The sequence below is a fragment of the Variovorax fucosicus genome (genome assembly GCF_030316825.1).
GTDB classification, from domain to species: Bacteria; Pseudomonadota; Gammaproteobacteria; order Burkholderiales; family Burkholderiaceae_C; genus Variovorax; species Variovorax fucosicus.
The window spans coordinates 1,815,376-1,830,479 of sequence record NZ_JASZYU010000001.1 but is presented as its reverse complement, the minus strand read 5'-3'; the positions used below and the strand labels follow the sequence as shown (position 1 = coordinate 1,830,479).

General features: G+C 67.8%; 13 protein-coding genes and 1 riboswitch. Of the genes, 9 read left to right on the top strand and 4 right to left on the bottom strand.

All coding sequences use genetic code 11. The features are described from left to right. The first annotated feature begins 152 nt into the window (after positions 1-152). A complete protein-coding gene (locus tag QTI05_RS08680) occupies positions 153-1,007 on the top strand; it encodes an SH3 domain-containing protein (protein WP_286623930.1) in 855 nt (284 codons plus the stop codon). 6 nt (positions 1,008-1,013) lie between these two features. On the opposite strand, the gene QTI05_RS08675 is transcribed toward QTI05_RS08680, so the two are convergent. Continuing rightward, complete coding sequence (locus QTI05_RS08675) at positions 1,014-1,931, bottom strand: LysR family transcriptional regulator (RefSeq protein ID WP_286623929.1); 918 nt, start codon at positions 1,929-1,931, stop codon at positions 1,014-1,016. Between the two features lie 71 nt (positions 1,932-2,002). Here QTI05_RS08675 and QTI05_RS08670 point away from each other — a divergent pair, with 71 nt between their 5' ends. From QTI05_RS08670 to QTI05_RS08640, 7 genes are all read left to right on the top strand, one after another. Beyond that, entirely contained in the window at positions 2,003-2,482 is a 480-nt protein-coding gene (locus QTI05_RS08670; protein WP_286540723.1) for a PACE efflux transporter, read from the top strand. 7 nt (positions 2,483-2,489) lie between these two features. Beyond that, positions 2,490-2,572: riboswitch (S-adenosyl-L-homocysteine riboswitch) on the top strand. Between the two features lie 25 nt (positions 2,573-2,597). Beyond that, a complete protein-coding gene (gene metH, locus QTI05_RS08665) occupies positions 2,598-5,336 on the top strand; it encodes a methionine synthase (RefSeq protein WP_286623927.1) in 2,739 nt (912 codons plus the stop codon). Next, positions 5,333-7,108, top strand: coding sequence for an ArnT family glycosyltransferase (locus QTI05_RS08660; protein WP_286623925.1), 1,776 nt, complete (start codon positions 5,333-5,335; stop codon positions 7,106-7,108). Before metH ends, QTI05_RS08660 begins: the two co-directional genes overlap by 4 nt. Beyond that, on the top strand, positions 7,105-8,085 hold the full coding sequence (locus QTI05_RS08655) for a glycosyltransferase family 2 protein (protein WP_286540727.1): 981 nt from the start codon (positions 7,105-7,107) through the stop codon (positions 8,083-8,085). Before QTI05_RS08660 ends, QTI05_RS08655 begins: the two co-directional genes overlap by 4 nt. Then, positions 8,082-8,468 carry a GtrA family protein gene (locus tag QTI05_RS08650; RefSeq protein WP_286623924.1) on the top strand — a complete coding sequence of 129 codons (387 nt, stop codon included), beginning with the start codon at positions 8,082-8,084 and terminating at the stop codon, positions 8,466-8,468. Before QTI05_RS08655 ends, QTI05_RS08650 begins: the two co-directional genes overlap by 4 nt. Beyond that, positions 8,465-9,346: a YihY/virulence factor BrkB family protein gene (locus tag QTI05_RS08645; protein WP_353505946.1), complete on the top strand. Its 882-nt coding sequence runs from the start codon at positions 8,465-8,467 to the stop codon at positions 9,344-9,346. The genes QTI05_RS08650 and QTI05_RS08645 overlap by 4 nt, the downstream gene beginning before the upstream one ends. A 274-nt stretch (positions 9,347-9,620) precedes the next feature. Beyond that, the gene (locus QTI05_RS08640; RefSeq protein ID WP_286657798.1) at positions 9,621-10,532 is read left to right on the top strand and encodes a zinc ribbon domain-containing protein; all 912 of its coding nucleotides are present in this window, start codon (positions 9,621-9,623) and stop codon (positions 10,530-10,532) included. Positions 10,533-10,544: 12 nt separating this feature from the next. Here QTI05_RS08640 and QTI05_RS08635 read toward each other — a convergent pair whose 3' ends face one another. The 3 genes from QTI05_RS08635 to QTI05_RS08625 all read right to left on the bottom strand — a co-directional run bounded on the left by QTI05_RS08635 (position 10,545) and on the right by QTI05_RS08625 (position 13,314). Then, positions 10,545-11,732 carry an amidohydrolase family protein gene (locus QTI05_RS08635; protein ID WP_286623921.1) on the bottom strand — a complete coding sequence of 396 codons (1,188 nt, stop codon included), beginning with the start codon at positions 11,730-11,732 and terminating at the stop codon, positions 10,545-10,547. 27 nt (positions 11,733-11,759) lie between these two features. Next, positions 11,760-12,443 carry a TetR family transcriptional regulator gene (locus QTI05_RS08630; protein ID WP_286540732.1) on the bottom strand — a complete coding sequence of 228 codons (684 nt, stop codon included), beginning with the start codon at positions 12,441-12,443 and terminating at the stop codon, positions 11,760-11,762. Between the two features lie 97 nt (positions 12,444-12,540). Then, positions 12,541-13,314, bottom strand: a complete 774-nt coding sequence (locus tag QTI05_RS08625; protein ID WP_286540733.1) for a ferredoxin--NADP reductase — start codon at positions 13,312-13,314, stop codon at positions 12,541-12,543. A 173-nt stretch (positions 13,315-13,487) separates the two neighbouring features. On the opposite strand from QTI05_RS08625, the gene QTI05_RS08620 reads away from it, so the two are divergent. Further along, positions 13,488-15,104 carry a 6-hydroxynicotinate reductase gene (locus QTI05_RS08620; RefSeq protein WP_286623919.1) on the top strand — a complete coding sequence of 539 codons (1,617 nt, stop codon included), beginning with the start codon at positions 13,488-13,490 and terminating at the stop codon, positions 15,102-15,104.

The following is a 15,104-nucleotide window of genomic DNA, read 5'->3' as shown; positions in this document are numbered from 1 at the left end:
GGCGGTCGCGCCCATGTCAAGCGCAGGTGAAGCTGATTGCCGGAGGTTGCAGTCGTGCACCACACGCGCCATCCGGGCGTTGACTGTGGAGGTGTGGGCTGATTGACAACACCCGAACGCGGCCTACCCTCGATTGCAAAGGAAACAACGCCATGAACAACCAACACGTCACTCGCTGGCTCGCCGTGGGAGCGGTTGCGCTGGCCCTGCCGCTGGCGGCAGCGGCCCAGGAGGCTTACACGCGGGGGCCGGTCAATCTGCGCGCCGGTCCATCGAACGACTACCCTTCTATCACCCGGCTCAGGCCAGGCCAGCCGCTCGAAGTGCTCGGCTGCACCAGCGGCTATGGCTGGTGCGATGTGGTGCTGCCCGATGGCCTGCGCGGCTGGGCCGCGGCCCAGCGCCTTGAATACCCCTACCGCGGCGGCAACGTGCCGCTGGCCACCTACGGCGCGACCATCGGCGTGCCCATCATCAGCTTCAACATCGGCAGCTACTGGGGCGACCACTACCGAGACCGCTCCTGGTATGGCGACCGCCGCTGGTGGGGCAACCGCCCGCCGCCGCCGCCTCAGCAAGGCTGGCGTCCGCCCCCGCCGCCGCGGGCGAGCTGGCAACCGCGCCCGGTCGAGCCGGGCTACCGCCCCGAACGCGGCTACGACAGGCCCGAACATGGCTACAACCGGCCGCAGCCGGAGTATCGACAACAGCCGGGTGGCCCGGGCTACGGGCCCGATCCGGGCTACCGGCAGCACCCGGGCGATGGCCAACGGCCACCCCGCGATCCGGGCTTCCGCGCGCCACAACCCGGCCCCGGCATCGGTCATCCCGGCCCGGGCGTCATGCCGCCGCAGCAAGGCGGTGGCCGGCCGAACGTGGGCGCAGTACCCACGCCGCCGGCGCCGCCCAACGTCAACGTGCCGCAGGCGCCGCGGCCGTACACCCCCCCGGGCGCTCGGCCCAATCTCGGGGATGGTTCGGGCGCGCAGAGGCCCGACGGGGGTTGACAACCTTCAGGCGGCGGGCGCCACCAGTGCGCCCTCGCTCCTGTCGGCGCGCTGGATGAGCTGAATGAAGCGTTGCGCGCCCAGGCCGAGCGGGCGCTCCTTCGACCACACCACGTCGACCCACAGATCGAGCCCGTTCGAGAGGTTCTCGAACTCGATCTCCACCAGTTCGCCGGCCGCCACATGGGGCTGCGCGAAGCTGCGCGGCAGCCACCCCCAGCCGACCCCCGCCTTGATGAGGCTGAGCGCCGCCTGGGCGTTGTCGCTGCGCCAGATGTGCCGCGCGAACACCAGGCGCGGATCGCTCGATGCGAGGTCGCGGCCGGCCACGACCATTTGCCGCGTGTTGGTCAGGTGCTGCTCGCGCAGGCGCCGGCCGGCTGCGACGAACACCGGGTGGTTCGGCGCGATTACCGCCACCAGCAATTCGCTTCCGACCTCCTGAAAACCTTCGCGCCCGTCGATGCTGGGGCGCTCGAACACCAGCGCCAGCTGGGCCCGGCCGGTGTGCAGCATTTCGAGCGCATCGGCCTGGGGTGCCGCGAGCACTTCGACTTCGAGCAGCGGGTGCTCCTGCGCCAGCGCGGCGAGCGGCGCGCTCCAGGGTGCAGACAGCAATTCCGGCGCAATCGCCAGCGTGAGGTGGTTCTCGAGCCCCTGCGTCAGCCCAAGCGCCTGCACCTGCAGCGCCTTCAGCTGGGCCGCCAGCAGCCGCGCCTGCGGCTCGAGCGAGCGCGCCGCCGCGGTGGGGCGCGGCTCGCGCCCGCTGCGGTCGAACAGTGGCAGGGCGAGTTCCGCCTCGAGATGGGCGATGGTCATGCTCACGGCCGAAGGCACGCGGCCGAGCGACCGTGCGGCGGCCGAAAACGAGCCGCGGTCGATCACCGCCAGAAAGACTTCGACCGTGTCGCTGGAAAAGGCCATGGGGTTGTCTATCAAGTTATCTGAAAGAAGATGACTTTTTATATCAGTTCTTGCGTCATAAAGTCGATTCCATGCAAGGAATTCAACGCAAAGTCGTCTACATCAGCCTCTATGAAGGCATTGCCATCGTCGCGGCCGCCGGCGGCCTGTCGCTCATGACGGGCCAGGGGCTGGGGCATTCGGGCGCGCTGGCCGTGGCGGCATCGGTCGTGGCGGTGGTCTGGAACCTCGCGTTCAACACCCTGTTCGAGCGCTGGGAGTCGCGCCAGGCCGCGCGCGGGCGCAGCGTGCGCCGGCGCATCGCCCATGCGATCGGCTTCGAGGGCGGCCTGATCGCCTTCCTGGTGCCGATGTTCGCGTGGGGGCTGGGCGTGAGCCTGTGGGAGGCCCTGGTGATGGACCTTGGCCTGGTGCTGTTCTTCCTGGTCTACACCTTTGCCTTCAACTGGGCCTTCGATCGCGTGTTCGGCCTGCCGACCTCGGCCTCGGCCGCGGGGGCCAGCGCAGGGCGGCCGGGGGTTTGTGAACCGGCCCTGGGCAAGACGACTTAAAATCCGCGCTCCCAAGGAGCGTTGCAACATCCCCCGCGCGGAGATGTCAGGCTTGGGGTTCCAGGTCTCCCGCAACGACGCTCACCTGCTGATCCGATTCACACAGGTGAGTGCCATGTCCCAAGTCCCCGTTCCCCCCATGCTGCTGTCCGGCCTCGAACCGGTCACGATCGGCGAGGGCTCGCTGTTCGTCAACATCGGCGAGCGCACCAACGTGACGGGCTCGAAGGCCTTTGCGCGAATGATCCTGAACGGCCAGTTCGAAGAGGCGCTGGCGGTTGCGCGCCAGCAGGTCGAGAACGGCGCGCAGGTGATCGACATCAACATGGACGAAGCCATGCTCGACAGCAAGGCGGCGATGGTTCGTTTCCTGAACCTGATCGCGAGCGAGCCCGACATCGCGCGCATGCCGATCATGGTCGACAGCTCGAAGTGGGAAGTGATCGAGGCCGGCCTGCGCTGCATCCAGGGCAAGGGCATCGTCAACTCGATCTCGATGAAGGAGGGCGAGGCGCAGTTCAAGCACCAGGCCAAGCTGCTGCGGCGCTATGGCGCAGCGGCCGTCGTGATGGCCTTCGACGAGACAGGCCAGGCCGACACCTACCAGCGCAAGGTCGAGATCTGCGAGCGCGCCTACCGCATCCTGGTCGACGAGATCGGCTTTCCAGCCGAGGACATCATCTTCGACCCCAACATCTTCGCGGTGGCCACCGGCATCGAGGAGCACAACAACTACGCGGTCGACTTCATCGAGGCGACGCGCTGGATCAAGCAGAACCTGCCCGGCGCCAAGGTGTCGGGCGGCGTCAGCAATGTGAGCTTCAGCTTCCGCGGCAACGACCCGGTGCGCGAAGCGATCCACACCGTGTTCCTGTACCACGCGATCAAGGCCGGCATGGACATGGGCATCGTCAATGCCGGCATGGTCGGTGTCTATGACGACCTCGAGCCGACCTTGCGCGAGCGCGTCGAGGACGTGATCCTGAACCGCCGGCCCGACGCCGGCGAGCGCCTGGTCGAAGTGGCCGAAACCGCCAAGAGCGGCGCCAAGGACGAGAGCAAGCGCAACGACTGGCGCGGCACGCCCGAGGCCCCCGTGACAGTCGGCCAGCGCCTGACCCACGCGCTGGTGCACGGCATCACCGAGTTCATCGTCGAAGACACCGAAGAGGCCTACCAGGACATCCTCGCCAAGGGCGGCCGTCCGCTGCACGTGATCGAAGGCCCGCTGATGGACGGCATGAACGTGGTCGGCGACCTGTTCGGCCAGGGCAAGATGTTCCTGCCACAGGTGGTGAAGTCGGCCCGCGTGATGAAGCAGGCCGTGGCGCACCTGCTGCCCTACATCGAGGAAGAAAAGCTGCGCGACGAAGCCGCCGGCCGCGACGTGCGCACCAAGGGCAAGATCATCATCGCCACCGTCAAGGGCGACGTGCACGACATCGGCAAGAACATCGTCACCGTCGTGCTCCAGTGCAACAACTTCGAGGTCGTGAACATGGGCGTGATGGTGCCGTGCCACGAGATCCTGGCGCGCGCCAAGGTCGAGGGCGCCGACATCGTGGGCCTGAGCGGCCTCATCACGCCGAGCCTCGAAGAGATGCAGTACGTCGCGGGCGAGATGCAGCGCGACGACCATTTCCGCATCAAGAAGATCCCGCTGATGATCGGCGGCGCCACCACCAGCCGCGTGCACACGGCGGTCAAGATCGCGCCGCACTACGAAGGCCCGGTGGTCTACGTGCCCGATGCCTCGCGCAGCGTGAGCGTGGCGCAGTCGCTGCTCTCCGACCAGGCCACGAAGTACATCGACGAACTCAACGCCGACTACGACAAGGTGCGCCACCAGCATGCCAACAAGAAGCAGGTCACCCTGTGGCCGCTGCAGAAGGCGCGTGCCAACAAGACGCCGGTCGACTGGTCGGCCTACACGCCGACCGTGCCACGGTTCCTCGGCCGCCGCGTGTTCAAGAACTTCGACCTGACCGAGCTCGCCAAGTACATCGACTGGGGCCCGTTCTTCCAGACCTGGGATCTGGCCGGGCCGTTCCCTGCGATCCTGAAGGACGAGGTGGTCGGCACCGAGGCCGTGCGCGTGTATGCCGATGCCAAGCGCATGCTGCAGCGCCTGATCGAAGGCCGCTGGCTCAGCGCCAGCGGCATCGTCGGCTTCTGGCCGGCCAATACGGTGAACGACGACGACATCGTGCTCTACACCGACGAGTCGCGCACTGAAGTCGCGCTCACCTGGTACGGCATGCGCCAGCAAGCCGAAAAACAGGTGATCGAGGGCGTGATGCGCCCGAGCCGCTGCCTGGCCGACTTCGTGGCGCCGAAAGACAGCGGCATCAAGGACTACGTCGGCGTGTTCGCCGTGACCGCCGGCCTCGGCATCGAGAAAAAGGAAAAGTACTTCATCGACGACCTCGACGACTACTCGGCCATCATGTTGAAGGCGCTCGCCGACCGCCTGGCCGAAGCCTTTGCCGAGGCCATGCACCACCGCACGCGCACCGATCTCTGGGGCTATGCGACGAACGAGGGCTTGAGCAACGAGGACATGATTGCCGAGAAGTACCGCGGCATTCGCCCGGCGCCCGGCTATCCGGCCTGCCCCGACCACAGCGTCAAGGGCCCGATGTTCGACCTGCTGCACTGCGCCGACATCGGCATGAGTGTGACCGAGAGCCTGGCCATGCTGCCGGCTGCGAGCGTGAGCGGCTTCTATCTGGCGCACCCCGAAGCCACGTACTTCAACGTCGGCAAGATCGGGCACGACCAGCTGGTGGATCAGGCCCGGCGCCGCCAGGCCAGCGAGGCCGACCTCGAGCGCCTGCTGGCGCCCAACCTTTGACGCCGCATCCGGGAGTCGTTATTCAGAAGCTTGTTTTTGCAGCCGCACACTACGCGGCCTTTGCGGTGTTCGTGGCGGCTTGCTGGGGCTTCGGCCGGCTGCTGCTCTCGCGCCTGGCGGCGCCTGCACACCGCGACCGGTGGCTCGAAACGGCGATGGCCACGGCGCTCGGGTTGGGGTTGTTCGTCGTCGCCTTGCAAGCACTGGCGCTGGCGGGTGCATTGAGCCGCGGCGCGGTTCTTGTGCTGGTGGCGGCCGGTGCGCTGGCCGGCGCGCTCCAATGGCGCGCCTGGCGGCGGCAACCGGACGCCGCGGCGCCCGCCCTCACGCGGGGTGACCGCTTTGCGCTGGCCGCGCTGGCATGCGTTGCACTGCCCACGCTGACGGCGCCGCTTGCGCCGCCGGTGGCGTTCGACGAGATCATGTACCACCTGCCCTATGCGCGGCAGCTGGCCGAGAGCGGCCGCATGGGCGTGTACGAGTGGCTGCGCTATCCCTGGTTTCCGTACAACTACGACCTGCTCTATGCGGCCGCGCTGCAGGTCTACGACGACGTGTTCACGCACCTGCTGCATGCGCTGGCGGGCTGGCTGTCGGTGGTGATGATCTACCGGCTCGGGCTGCGCCACGTGAACCGGCTGGTGGCCTGCATCGGCGCGGCGATCTGGCTGGCGCTCGGCGACTACCCGAACTCGTACATCGACATGGGCGTGGCGCTGTTGGTGTTGTCGGCCTTCGTGGCGCTCTGGTGGTGGCACGAGGCGGCGGCGCCGGATCGCGGCGTGCGCTGGCTGGCGCTGGCCGCCTTCTTTCTCGGCGTGGCCGCGGGCTCCAAGTACCAGGCGCTGATTTTCCTGCCGCTGGTCGCGGTGTTCGTGGTGCGGCGCGAGCGCCGGCCGCAGGTCTGGGCGCTGGCCCTGCTCTGTTTTCTGTTGCCCTGCATCTACTGGTATGCGCGCAATGCGCTCATGACCGGCGATCCGTTCAACCCGATCGGCGCGCGCCTGTTCGGCTTCACCAACTGGAACGCCGCGGATTACGCGCAGCAGATCATCGATGTGCAGCAGCACCATGCGAGTCCGCCCAACGTGATGCTGTGGCCGGTGCTGCTGGCGCCGTTCAGCCTGGCCTGGAAGCGCTCGCCCGCCGTGCGTGCTGCCGTGGTGTTCTGCGCCTGGGCGTTGCTGGTGTGGGGCGTGACCTCGCGCTACCCGCGCTACCTGCTGCCGTCGTACCCGCTGATCGCCTTGATGGCGGCGGTGGGCTGGCACCAACTGTTTACCTGGATCGGCCGGGCCTGGCGCTGGCAACTGCCGGCGAGGGCCCCGCAGATTGCCGGCGGCGTGCTGATCGCCGCGCTCGTCGCGACATCCCTCTCGCACAGCGCGCGCAACGTGCGCATGATCTCGCCCACGCCGGAAAGCCGCGAGGCCTTCTTCCGCGAACGCATTCCGGGCTACGAGGTGCTGAGTCACCTGCGCGCGCATCCGGTCGAGGGCAAGCTCTACCAGGTGGCACTGAACGATTCGCTCTACTTCGCGCCGAACCCGGTCTGGGGCGATATCTTCGGGCCCTGGCGCTATTCGGATTTCGTCTACCTGCCGGCCGACCAGATGGCGCGCAAGCTGCGCGACCAGCAGTTCAGCCGCATCGTGATCCAGACCGCGCTGGCGCCTTACATTCACACCAAACCCGACTTCGACCGCTACTTCCAACTCATCACCGAGAAGGACGGCGTGAAGGCCTACCGCATTCTTCCGACCTCGCCATGACCGAGCCCCTAGCGTCCCCGCTGCCTCCACTGCGAATAGCCGCAGTGATCCCCTGCTACAACGAGGCGCTGGCCATCGGGCAGGTGATCGAGGCCTTTCGCGCTGCGCTGCCCGAGGCCGAGATCCACGTGTTCGACAACAACTCGAGCGACGACACGGCCGCCGTGGCCGCCGCCGCAGGTGCACACGTGACCCACGTGGCGCTGCGTGGCAAGGGCAACGTGGCGCGCCGCATGTTTGCCGACGTCGATGCCGATGTCTACGTGATGGTCGACGGCGACGCGACCTACGACCTGGGCGAGGTGCACCGCATGGTCGACATGCTGGTGGCGGGCAACCTCGACATGGTGGTGGGCGCACGGGTCGACGACGAGCGGGATGCGCAGACCTACCGGCGCGGCCACCGCTTCGGCAACCGGCTGCTGACCGGTGCCGTCGCGAACCTGTTCGGTGGCGGCTTCACCGACATGCTGTCGGGCTACCGCGTGTTCTCGCGCCGCTATGCCAAGTCGTTCCCGGCGCTGGCGCGCGGCTTCGAGATTGAAACCGAGCTCACCGTGCACGCGCTCGAGCTGCGCATGCCCTATGCCGAGCTGCCCTGCCGCTACCTGTCGCGGCCCGAAGGATCCGAAAGCAAGCTCTCGACCTACCGCGACGGCTGGCGCATCCTGCGCACCATCACGCGGCTCTTCATCAGCGAGCGGCCGCTGGCGTTCTTCTCGATCGTGGCCGGCCTGCTGACCCTGGGCGCGCTGGTGCTGGTCGAGCCGCTGGTCGTCACCTATCTGCGTACCGGCCTGGTTCCGCGCCTGCCGACCGCCGTGCTGGCCACCGGCACCGTGCTGGTCGCGATGCTCTCGCTGGTGTGCGGCATCGTGCTCAATACCGTCACCGTCGGCCGGCAGGAGGCCAAGCGCCTGCGCTACCTGGCCATTCCGGGCGTGCTGTCCGTCGTCCGGTACGGCCGCGGCCGATGAAGGCGGCGCGCAGCTTCGGCTGGTTCCTCGTTGCGGGGCTGCTGGGGCTGCTGGTCGACGTGGCCGTGCTGTACCTCGCGGCGCCGTGGCTGGGCTGGTACGCGGCGCGCGTGCTCTCGTTCCTGGCGGCGGCCACGGTCACCTGGCAGGTCAATCGCCGTTACACCTTCGCCGATGCGGCGCCCCATGCCTCGCTGCTGCGCGAGTACGTGGCCTACCTGTCGGCCATGCTCGGGGGGGCGGCGGTCAACTATGCGGTCTACGTGCTGACGCTGCACTGGCTCTCGGGTCCCTGGGTGGCGGCCATCGGCGTTGCGCTTGGCAGCGCGGCCGGTCTGGTGGTCAACTTCGTGTCGGCACGTTACCTGGTGTTCAAGCATTGACGGAGTTCCTCAAGACCCTCGCTGCGCCGCTGCGCCCCCTGCTGCCGCTCTGGCGCGCCGGCACGCTGTGGAGCGAGGCGGACGGCCTGCGCATGAGCGCGGCGATGTCGTTCTACGGCATGCTGAGCCTGGCGCCGTTGCTGGTGCTGCTGGTCGCGGTGCTGGGCTGGTGGCTGGACCGCGAGTTCGTCGAGACCCGCCTCATCAGCGAGATCAGCGCCGTGGTCGGCCAGCGCGGCGCCGAGGTCATCAAGCAGGCCATCACGAGCGCGCAGGAACCGAAGGAAGGAATCATCGCATCGGTGATCGCCTTCGCCCTGCTGATCTCGGGCGCCACGGGCGTGTTCACCGAGCTGCAATCGGCCATCGAGCGGCTCTGGCGGCATGGCGGCGAGGCGGCGGTTCAAGTGCCCTGGTGGCACAAGGCGTCGCTCCGGCTGCGCGGGCTCGGCTACATCCTGGTGTTCGGATTCCTGCTGCTGATGTCGCTCGCGGTCACCACGGCGCTCAACCTGGCGACGGGCTGGGCCGGCACCTGGCTGCCGATGGAGGCGTTGCTCAAGGTGGTGAACGAGGTGGTTTCGTTCGCCTTCGTCACGGGTCTGTTTGCGGCGCTGATGCGGCTCAGCAGCGGCCCCAAGCCGGCGCTGCGTCATCTGGTGCTGGGCGGCGCCGTCGGGGCGATCCTGTTCACGCTCGGCAAGCATGTTCTGGCCTTCTATCTCTCGACCGCGGCCGTGGTGTCGGCCTACGGCGCGGCCGGTTCGCTGGTGGTGCTGCTGATGTGGATCTACTTCTCGTCGGCGATCCTGCTGTTCTCGGCGGGTTGTGCGCGCGCGGTGTCCGATGACGCGAAGGCGCGTGCTGCGGGGGGCTGAGTTTCCGGGGTGGGCTCAGGGCGGCGGGGCACGCTGCTCCGCGAATGTCCCCCGGCCTGCGGCCTCCTCCTTTATTTCGCTGCGCAGCGTGCCCCACCGCCCTGATCCTGGACGCGGCATGACCGTTTCGCGCTGAACACCACCATCGGCCCACCCCAACGCCAAATCGGGCCGTCAGCACGAGATGCATGCGGCTGCGTTCAGTGACATGTGGACACGCACTCTGGATGCAAACTGACAACCTAAGCCTTCGTATTCATGCAAAGTGAAGCGCATGTTCAAGGTCAGGTCTCCATCGGTCGTCTGCCCGGCGTGCGGCAGTCCCAATCGCGCACAGGCAATTTTTTGCGCGGCATGCGCCGCTCGGCTCGGCGAAGAGCCGTCGATTGCGCACGCCCAGCAGCGAGCAGCCGCGGCGGCCGCAACGGTGCCGCCGCCGCACGGCACCGGCCTGGATGCGCCACGCACCAATTATTCGCGGCCGATGCCGCTGCATGCACCACCTTCGGACGCGCTCGGCTTCTGGTTCAAGTTCTGCATGACCGGACTGGTGCTGATGCTCGGGTTCATCGCCTGGGCGGTCTACGTGCTGACCGGCAGCAAGGCCGTGCCGCCACTGCCCGTGGGGCAGGGCGGCGCTGCGCCGATGTCGCAAAGCGCGCCGCCAGCGCCGCCTGCTGCATCGACGCCGCCGCTGGTGGCCGCCGTGGCGCCGGCGTCGGCCTCGCAGAAATCTGTCGCGGCCGCATCGGCACCGCCGGCAACGCCTGCGCCGCCGCCGGCACGCGTTGCAACGACCCGTCGTGCGCCCGATGCCGATACCGATGCCAATCCCGATACCCGCCGCCGCAGCCCCGAGACGGCGCAGCAGCGCCCCGCGGGCGCGCAACGCCAGGCCTCGCGCGAGCGCAGCCGGCAGCCGGTGTGGAATGAGGAAGAAGAGGTCGCTGCGCCGGGAGGCGGCGCGTGGGTCATGCCGTCCCGGCCGCCCGCGGTCACGTCCTCGCCGCAGTTCCGGGATGCGGGGCCGCCGATCGTGCCGGGGCCGGGGCCGCGCGAGCCGTATGTCGCATCGCAGGATGCACCGGCGGCAGTGCCCGCCGGCGATCTCGGTCCGCCGATCGCGGTCGGGCCCGGGCCGCGCTACGACTATTCGACGCCGAGCGCCGGCGCCGGCCGCAGGTAGCCCGCGCCGGGCCTACAGGACGACCGGAATCTCGGTCGCTGGCGGCGTGTTGCGGCTGCGGCCGCAGCGCACGATGCCGTCGATCATCACCATGCCGACACCCGGAATGTCGCCGAGCTGAACGCTCTCGAGCAGGCCCGGAGCCGGCGAATGCTGGGCGCGATCCATGAACACGAAGTCGGCATCGCGGCCGACCTCGATCAGCCCGCAGTTGAGCTTGCGGATCCTGGCCGTGTTGCCGGTCGCAAAGCAGAACACCAGTTCGGCCGGGATGTTCGCGATCGACGACAGCATCGCCACCATGCGCAGGATGCCCAGCGGCTGCACGCCCGAGCCGGCCGGCCCGTCGGTGCCGAGGATCACGCGGTGCGGGCACTTGAGCTCCAGCGCGGCCTTGGCTGCAGCGATGGCGACCTTTTCGTTGCCGTTGTGCACGATCTCGATGGCGCGGCTGCTCTTCTCGCAGAGCTCGCACACATGCGCCTCGGGCAGCGCGGTGTGGCCGCCGTTGATGTGGCCGATGATGTCGGCGTCGGCCTCCAGCACCACGTCCTTGTCGATCAGGCCTGAGCCGGGAATCGAAGGCCCGCCCGTGTGGATCGTGCTCTGGATGCCGTACTTGCGCGCCCAGGCCACCATCTCTTTCGCTTCGTAGCCGGCCTTGACCGAGCCCAGGCCCACTTCGCCGAGCAGGCCGACGCCGGCCTCGGCAAGCTCCTTGAAGTCGCTCTCGACCATGCCCTTCTCGATCACCGGCGCGCCGGCCAGCACCTTCACGCCGCCCGGGCGGAAGTTGTCGAACGCGCGCTGCGCCGTGATGGCCAGCGCCTTCAGGCCGACGATGTCCTTGGGCCGGCCCGGCAGGTGCACTTCACCGGCCGAGATCATCGTCGTCACGCCGCCGTTCATGGTCGAGTCGATCCAGCCCAGCTGGCTCTGGCGCGGCGTCCAGTCGCCGAACACCGGGTGCACGTGGCTGTCGATCAGGCCGGGAGCGACGCAGGTCTTTTTGCAGTCGATGACGGTCTTCGCACCCTCGAGGTCGCAGTCCTTCTCCTTGCCGACCGCGACGATGAGGCCGTCGTTCACCACGATGGTGTCGGCATCAAGGATGGGCTTGTCGATGTCGCCCGACAGCAGCAAGCCGATGTTCTTGATGACGACCTTGCCGGACTTGCCGGCTGCAGCAGCTTCTGCCATGGGGGACTCCTCGTGGGTGGAGATGTTCTAGGGGGAGAGGGGTGCCGCGCTGACCGCGCGCAGCACCGTGTCGATCGCGAAGGCCTCCCAGCGCGCCACGGCCTCCGCGGTTTCCAGCGGCTCGCCGAGAAAGGCGGTCAGCGTGTGCCGGTTCGACATGTAGAAGTAACCGGTCGAGGCGATCAGGAGGTAGACGTCGCGTGCCGCCACGTCGGGCCGGAACAGGCCCTTGGCGACGCCGCTGGCCAGCACCTCGCGGATCACCGCGATCGCGTGCGACGAGTATTCGCCGGCACGCAGCGATTTCGCGATGTGGCGCCCTTTGTGCAGGTTCTCGGTGTTCAGCAGCGTGACGAACTCGGGGTTCTTGCGGTAGTAGCCGTGCACGAAGCGGATCACGGCGGTGAGCGTCTCGACCGGGCGGCCGGCATCGAGCGCGATGGCCGTCTCCGCGTCGTCCATCGCGCGGTACATCTCCTCGAGCACCGCGATGAACAAGCCTTCCTTGCTGCCGAAGTAGTAGTAGATCATGCGGTCGTACGACTTGGCCGCCTTCGAGATCTTCTCGACGCTGCCGCCGTCGTAGCCGTACCTGGCAAACACCTTGGTCGCCGCCTTGAGGATGGCCTTGCGCGTGGCCTGCGCGGCAGCGTCGCGCACGCCGGTGCCGCGACGTTGGCCGTTGACAGGCAAGGCCTTGGCGACAGCCATCGTCAGCGGCCGAGCGCCGGGCCGCCCCAAGCCGGCCGCGCCTCCCCCTCGGGGGGTGGAGTTACACGAGCGCAGCGAGTGAAAAGCCGGGGGGCTGTCATTTCTCAGCGAAGGCGCGTTCGACGACGAAATCGCCAGGCGTGCTGGTGTTGCCTTCCTTGAAGCCCTTGGCCTCCAGCATGTGCTTCAGGTCGGTCAGCATGCCGGGGCTGCCGCACAGCATCACGCGGTCTTCGGCGGCATTGAGCGGGGGCAGGCCCAGGTCGTCGGTCAGCTTGTTGCTCTCCATCAGCTCGGTGATGCGGCCCATGTTGCGGAAGTCCTCGCGCGTCACGGTCGGGTAGTAGAGCAACTGGTTCTTGATCAGGTCGCCCAGAAACTCGTGCTGAGGCAGGTGGTCGAGCACCAGGTCGTGGTAGGCCAGCTCGTCGACCTGGCGCACGCCGTGCACCAGGATCACCTTCTCGAACTTCTCGTAGGTGTCGGGGTCGCGGATCACGCTCATGAACGGCGCGAGGCCCGTGCCGGTGCCCAGCAGGTACAGGCGCTTGCCGGGCAGCGTGTAGTCGATCAGCAGCGTGCCGGTGGGCTTGCGGCCCACGATGATCTTGTCGCCCGGCTGGATGTGCTGCAGCTTGGAGGTCAGCGGGCCTTCCTCGACCTTGATGCTGAGGAACTCGAGGTGTTCTTCGTAGTTGGCGCTGACGATGCTGTAGGCGCGCAGCAACGGCTTGTTGTTCACCCGCAGGCCGATCATCGTGAAATGACCGTTCGAGAAACGCAGCGCGGGGTCGCGCGTCGTGGTGAACGTGAACAGGCGGTCGGTCCAGTGGTGGACGCTGAGGACGGTTTCTTCGCTGAAGGCACTCATGACTTGAAGTTGGTTCGGTAAAAACGCCGTTGCGCGTTGGCATTGCATTTGCTACATTGATTTTGAATGTAGCGTTCACAACATCAAAGTGGAGTGAATGCTACACAAAGAGCAAATCGATCACAAGCATCTTCTGAGCCAGCCGATGCGGGTGATCCCCCTGATTTTCCACGATGACCGAACACACAAAAACCGACGGGCTTCCGGGCATGGACATGCCGGTCATGGGCGACCTTGCCGGGCGCGCGCCGCTGCGCAACGACAAGATGAGCGTGGCCAAGGTCGAGTGCAACGCCTGCCCGGTGCTTTGCCAGATTTCCGAGGGGCGCAGCGGCGCCTGCGACCGCTACGCGAACCGTGCCGGCACGCTGGTGCGGGTCGATCCGGTGGTGCTGTTGCGCCGCGCGGTCGAAGCCGATGCCACCGCCCTGGTGCCGTTTGCACGCCCGGCGGCCGATGCATCCGCGGATTTGCCCGCCGATGGTGCGCCCGACTGGGACGGCGACCTGTTGCTGGCCGACGAAGTGTTCGTCACCGGGGTCGGCTCTTCCACCACCTACCCTGACTACAAGCCGGCGCCGTTCATCGTCGGCTCGAAGGCGCGGGGCGTCGACATGGTCACGGTGGTGACCGAAGGCATCTTCAGCTACTGCAGCTTCAAGATCAAGATCGACACGGACCGCTTCCTCGGCGCCGAGCAGGCCAACGTGCGCTACAAGGGCGAGGTGGTCGGCCACGTGACCACGGCCGAGTACGGCTCGCAGATGCTGTCGCTCGGCGGCGTGCACCACCTCACCGGCGGCAGCAAGAAGGAAGGCCGCATGACGGTCGAGCTGATGCAGCTGCTCGGCAACAAGAAGCCGGTGGAATGCACCATCGACGGCGGCGCGAGCCTTGTGATCCAGGCCGGCCGCGCGCCCATCGTCAACGGCGTCGAGGAGCAGCGCATGCGCGTCGGCTGCGGCTCGGCCGCGGTCGGCATCTTCGCGCGCCAGTTCGCCGGCGTGGCCGACGAGGTGGTGGTGGTCGATGACCACATCACCGGCGTGCTCACCCAGCACCAGGCCGGCCGCTGCCTCGACATGGCGCCTTCGGGCATCGAGATGCGCGGGCGCAAGTCGACGCCGGGGCGCTACTTCCAGGTCGCCAATCCCGGCAACGGCTGGGGCGGCACCGACATTGCCGATCCGCTGTCGATCATCGAGGGATGGGAGGCGGGGGTTGCCAAGCCCGGCCTGCGCCTGCTCATGACTTCGACCACGGGCGAGCATGCCCAGTGGTATGTGCTCGACGAGACGCTGCAGCCGGTCGAGCAGCCGATGCCCGACGAAGTGCGCCGCATCGTCGAGCGCATCGGCGAGAACTGCGAGCCCTCGCTCTGCACCGTGCTGTTCCTCGGCGGCGCCGGCGGCAGCCTGCGTGCGGGCGTCAGCGAGAACCCAGTGCTGCTCACGCGCGCCATCAAGCGCGCGCTGGTCAACGTGACCTGCGGCGGTGCGCCGGCCTATGTGTGGCCCGGCGGCGGCATCACGGTGATGGTCGACGTGATGCGCATGCCCGACAACAGCTTCGGCACCGTGCCGACGCCGGCGATCGTCGCGCCGATCGAATTCAGCATGCGGCTCGACGACTACGCCGCGCTCGGCGGCCACACCGGTCATGTGTTCCCGCTCGAACAGGCGCTGGCACGCGGCGCCTGGCAGGACGACGGGGCGCCGCTGGCGCGGCAGTGGCAGCAGATCGATGCCGCGAATCCATGGCCGCTCGGCCAACCGCCGATGCTCGGCTGA

Bases quoted from the DNA above. Each gene is read 5' to 3' on its own strand.
- QTI05_RS08680 (WP_286623930.1), top strand. From the start codon at position 153: ATGAACAACCAACACGTCACTCGCTGGCTCGCCGTGGGAGCGGTTGCG.
- QTI05_RS08675 (WP_286623929.1), bottom strand. From the start codon at position 1,931: ATGGCCTTTTCCAGCGACACGGTCGAAGTCTTTCTGGCGGTGATCGAC.
- QTI05_RS08670 (WP_286540723.1), top strand. From the start codon at position 2,003: ATGCAAGGAATTCAACGCAAAGTCGTCTACATCAGCCTCTATGAAGGC.
- metH (WP_286623927.1), top strand. From the start codon at position 2,598: ATGTCCCAAGTCCCCGTTCCCCCCATGCTGCTGTCCGGCCTCGAACCG.
- QTI05_RS08655 (WP_286540727.1), top strand. From the start codon at position 7,105: ATGACCGAGCCCCTAGCGTCCCCGCTGCCTCCACTGCGAATAGCCGCA.
- QTI05_RS08650 (WP_286623924.1), top strand. From the start codon at position 8,082: ATGAAGGCGGCGCGCAGCTTCGGCTGGTTCCTCGTTGCGGGGCTGCTG.
- QTI05_RS08640 (WP_286657798.1), top strand. From the start codon at position 9,621: ATGTTCAAGGTCAGGTCTCCATCGGTCGTCTGCCCGGCGTGCGGCAGT.
- QTI05_RS08635 (WP_286623921.1), bottom strand. From the start codon at position 11,732: ATGGCAGAAGCTGCTGCAGCCGGCAAGTCCGGCAAGGTCGTCATCAAG.
- QTI05_RS08630 (WP_286540732.1), bottom strand. From the start codon at position 12,443: ATGGCTGTCGCCAAGGCCTTGCCTGTCAACGGCCAACGTCGCGGCACC.
- QTI05_RS08625 (WP_286540733.1), bottom strand. From the start codon at position 13,314: ATGAGTGCCTTCAGCGAAGAAACCGTCCTCAGCGTCCACCACTGGACC.
- QTI05_RS08620 (WP_286623919.1), top strand. From the start codon at position 13,488: ATGACCGAACACACAAAAACCGACGGGCTTCCGGGCATGGACATGCCG.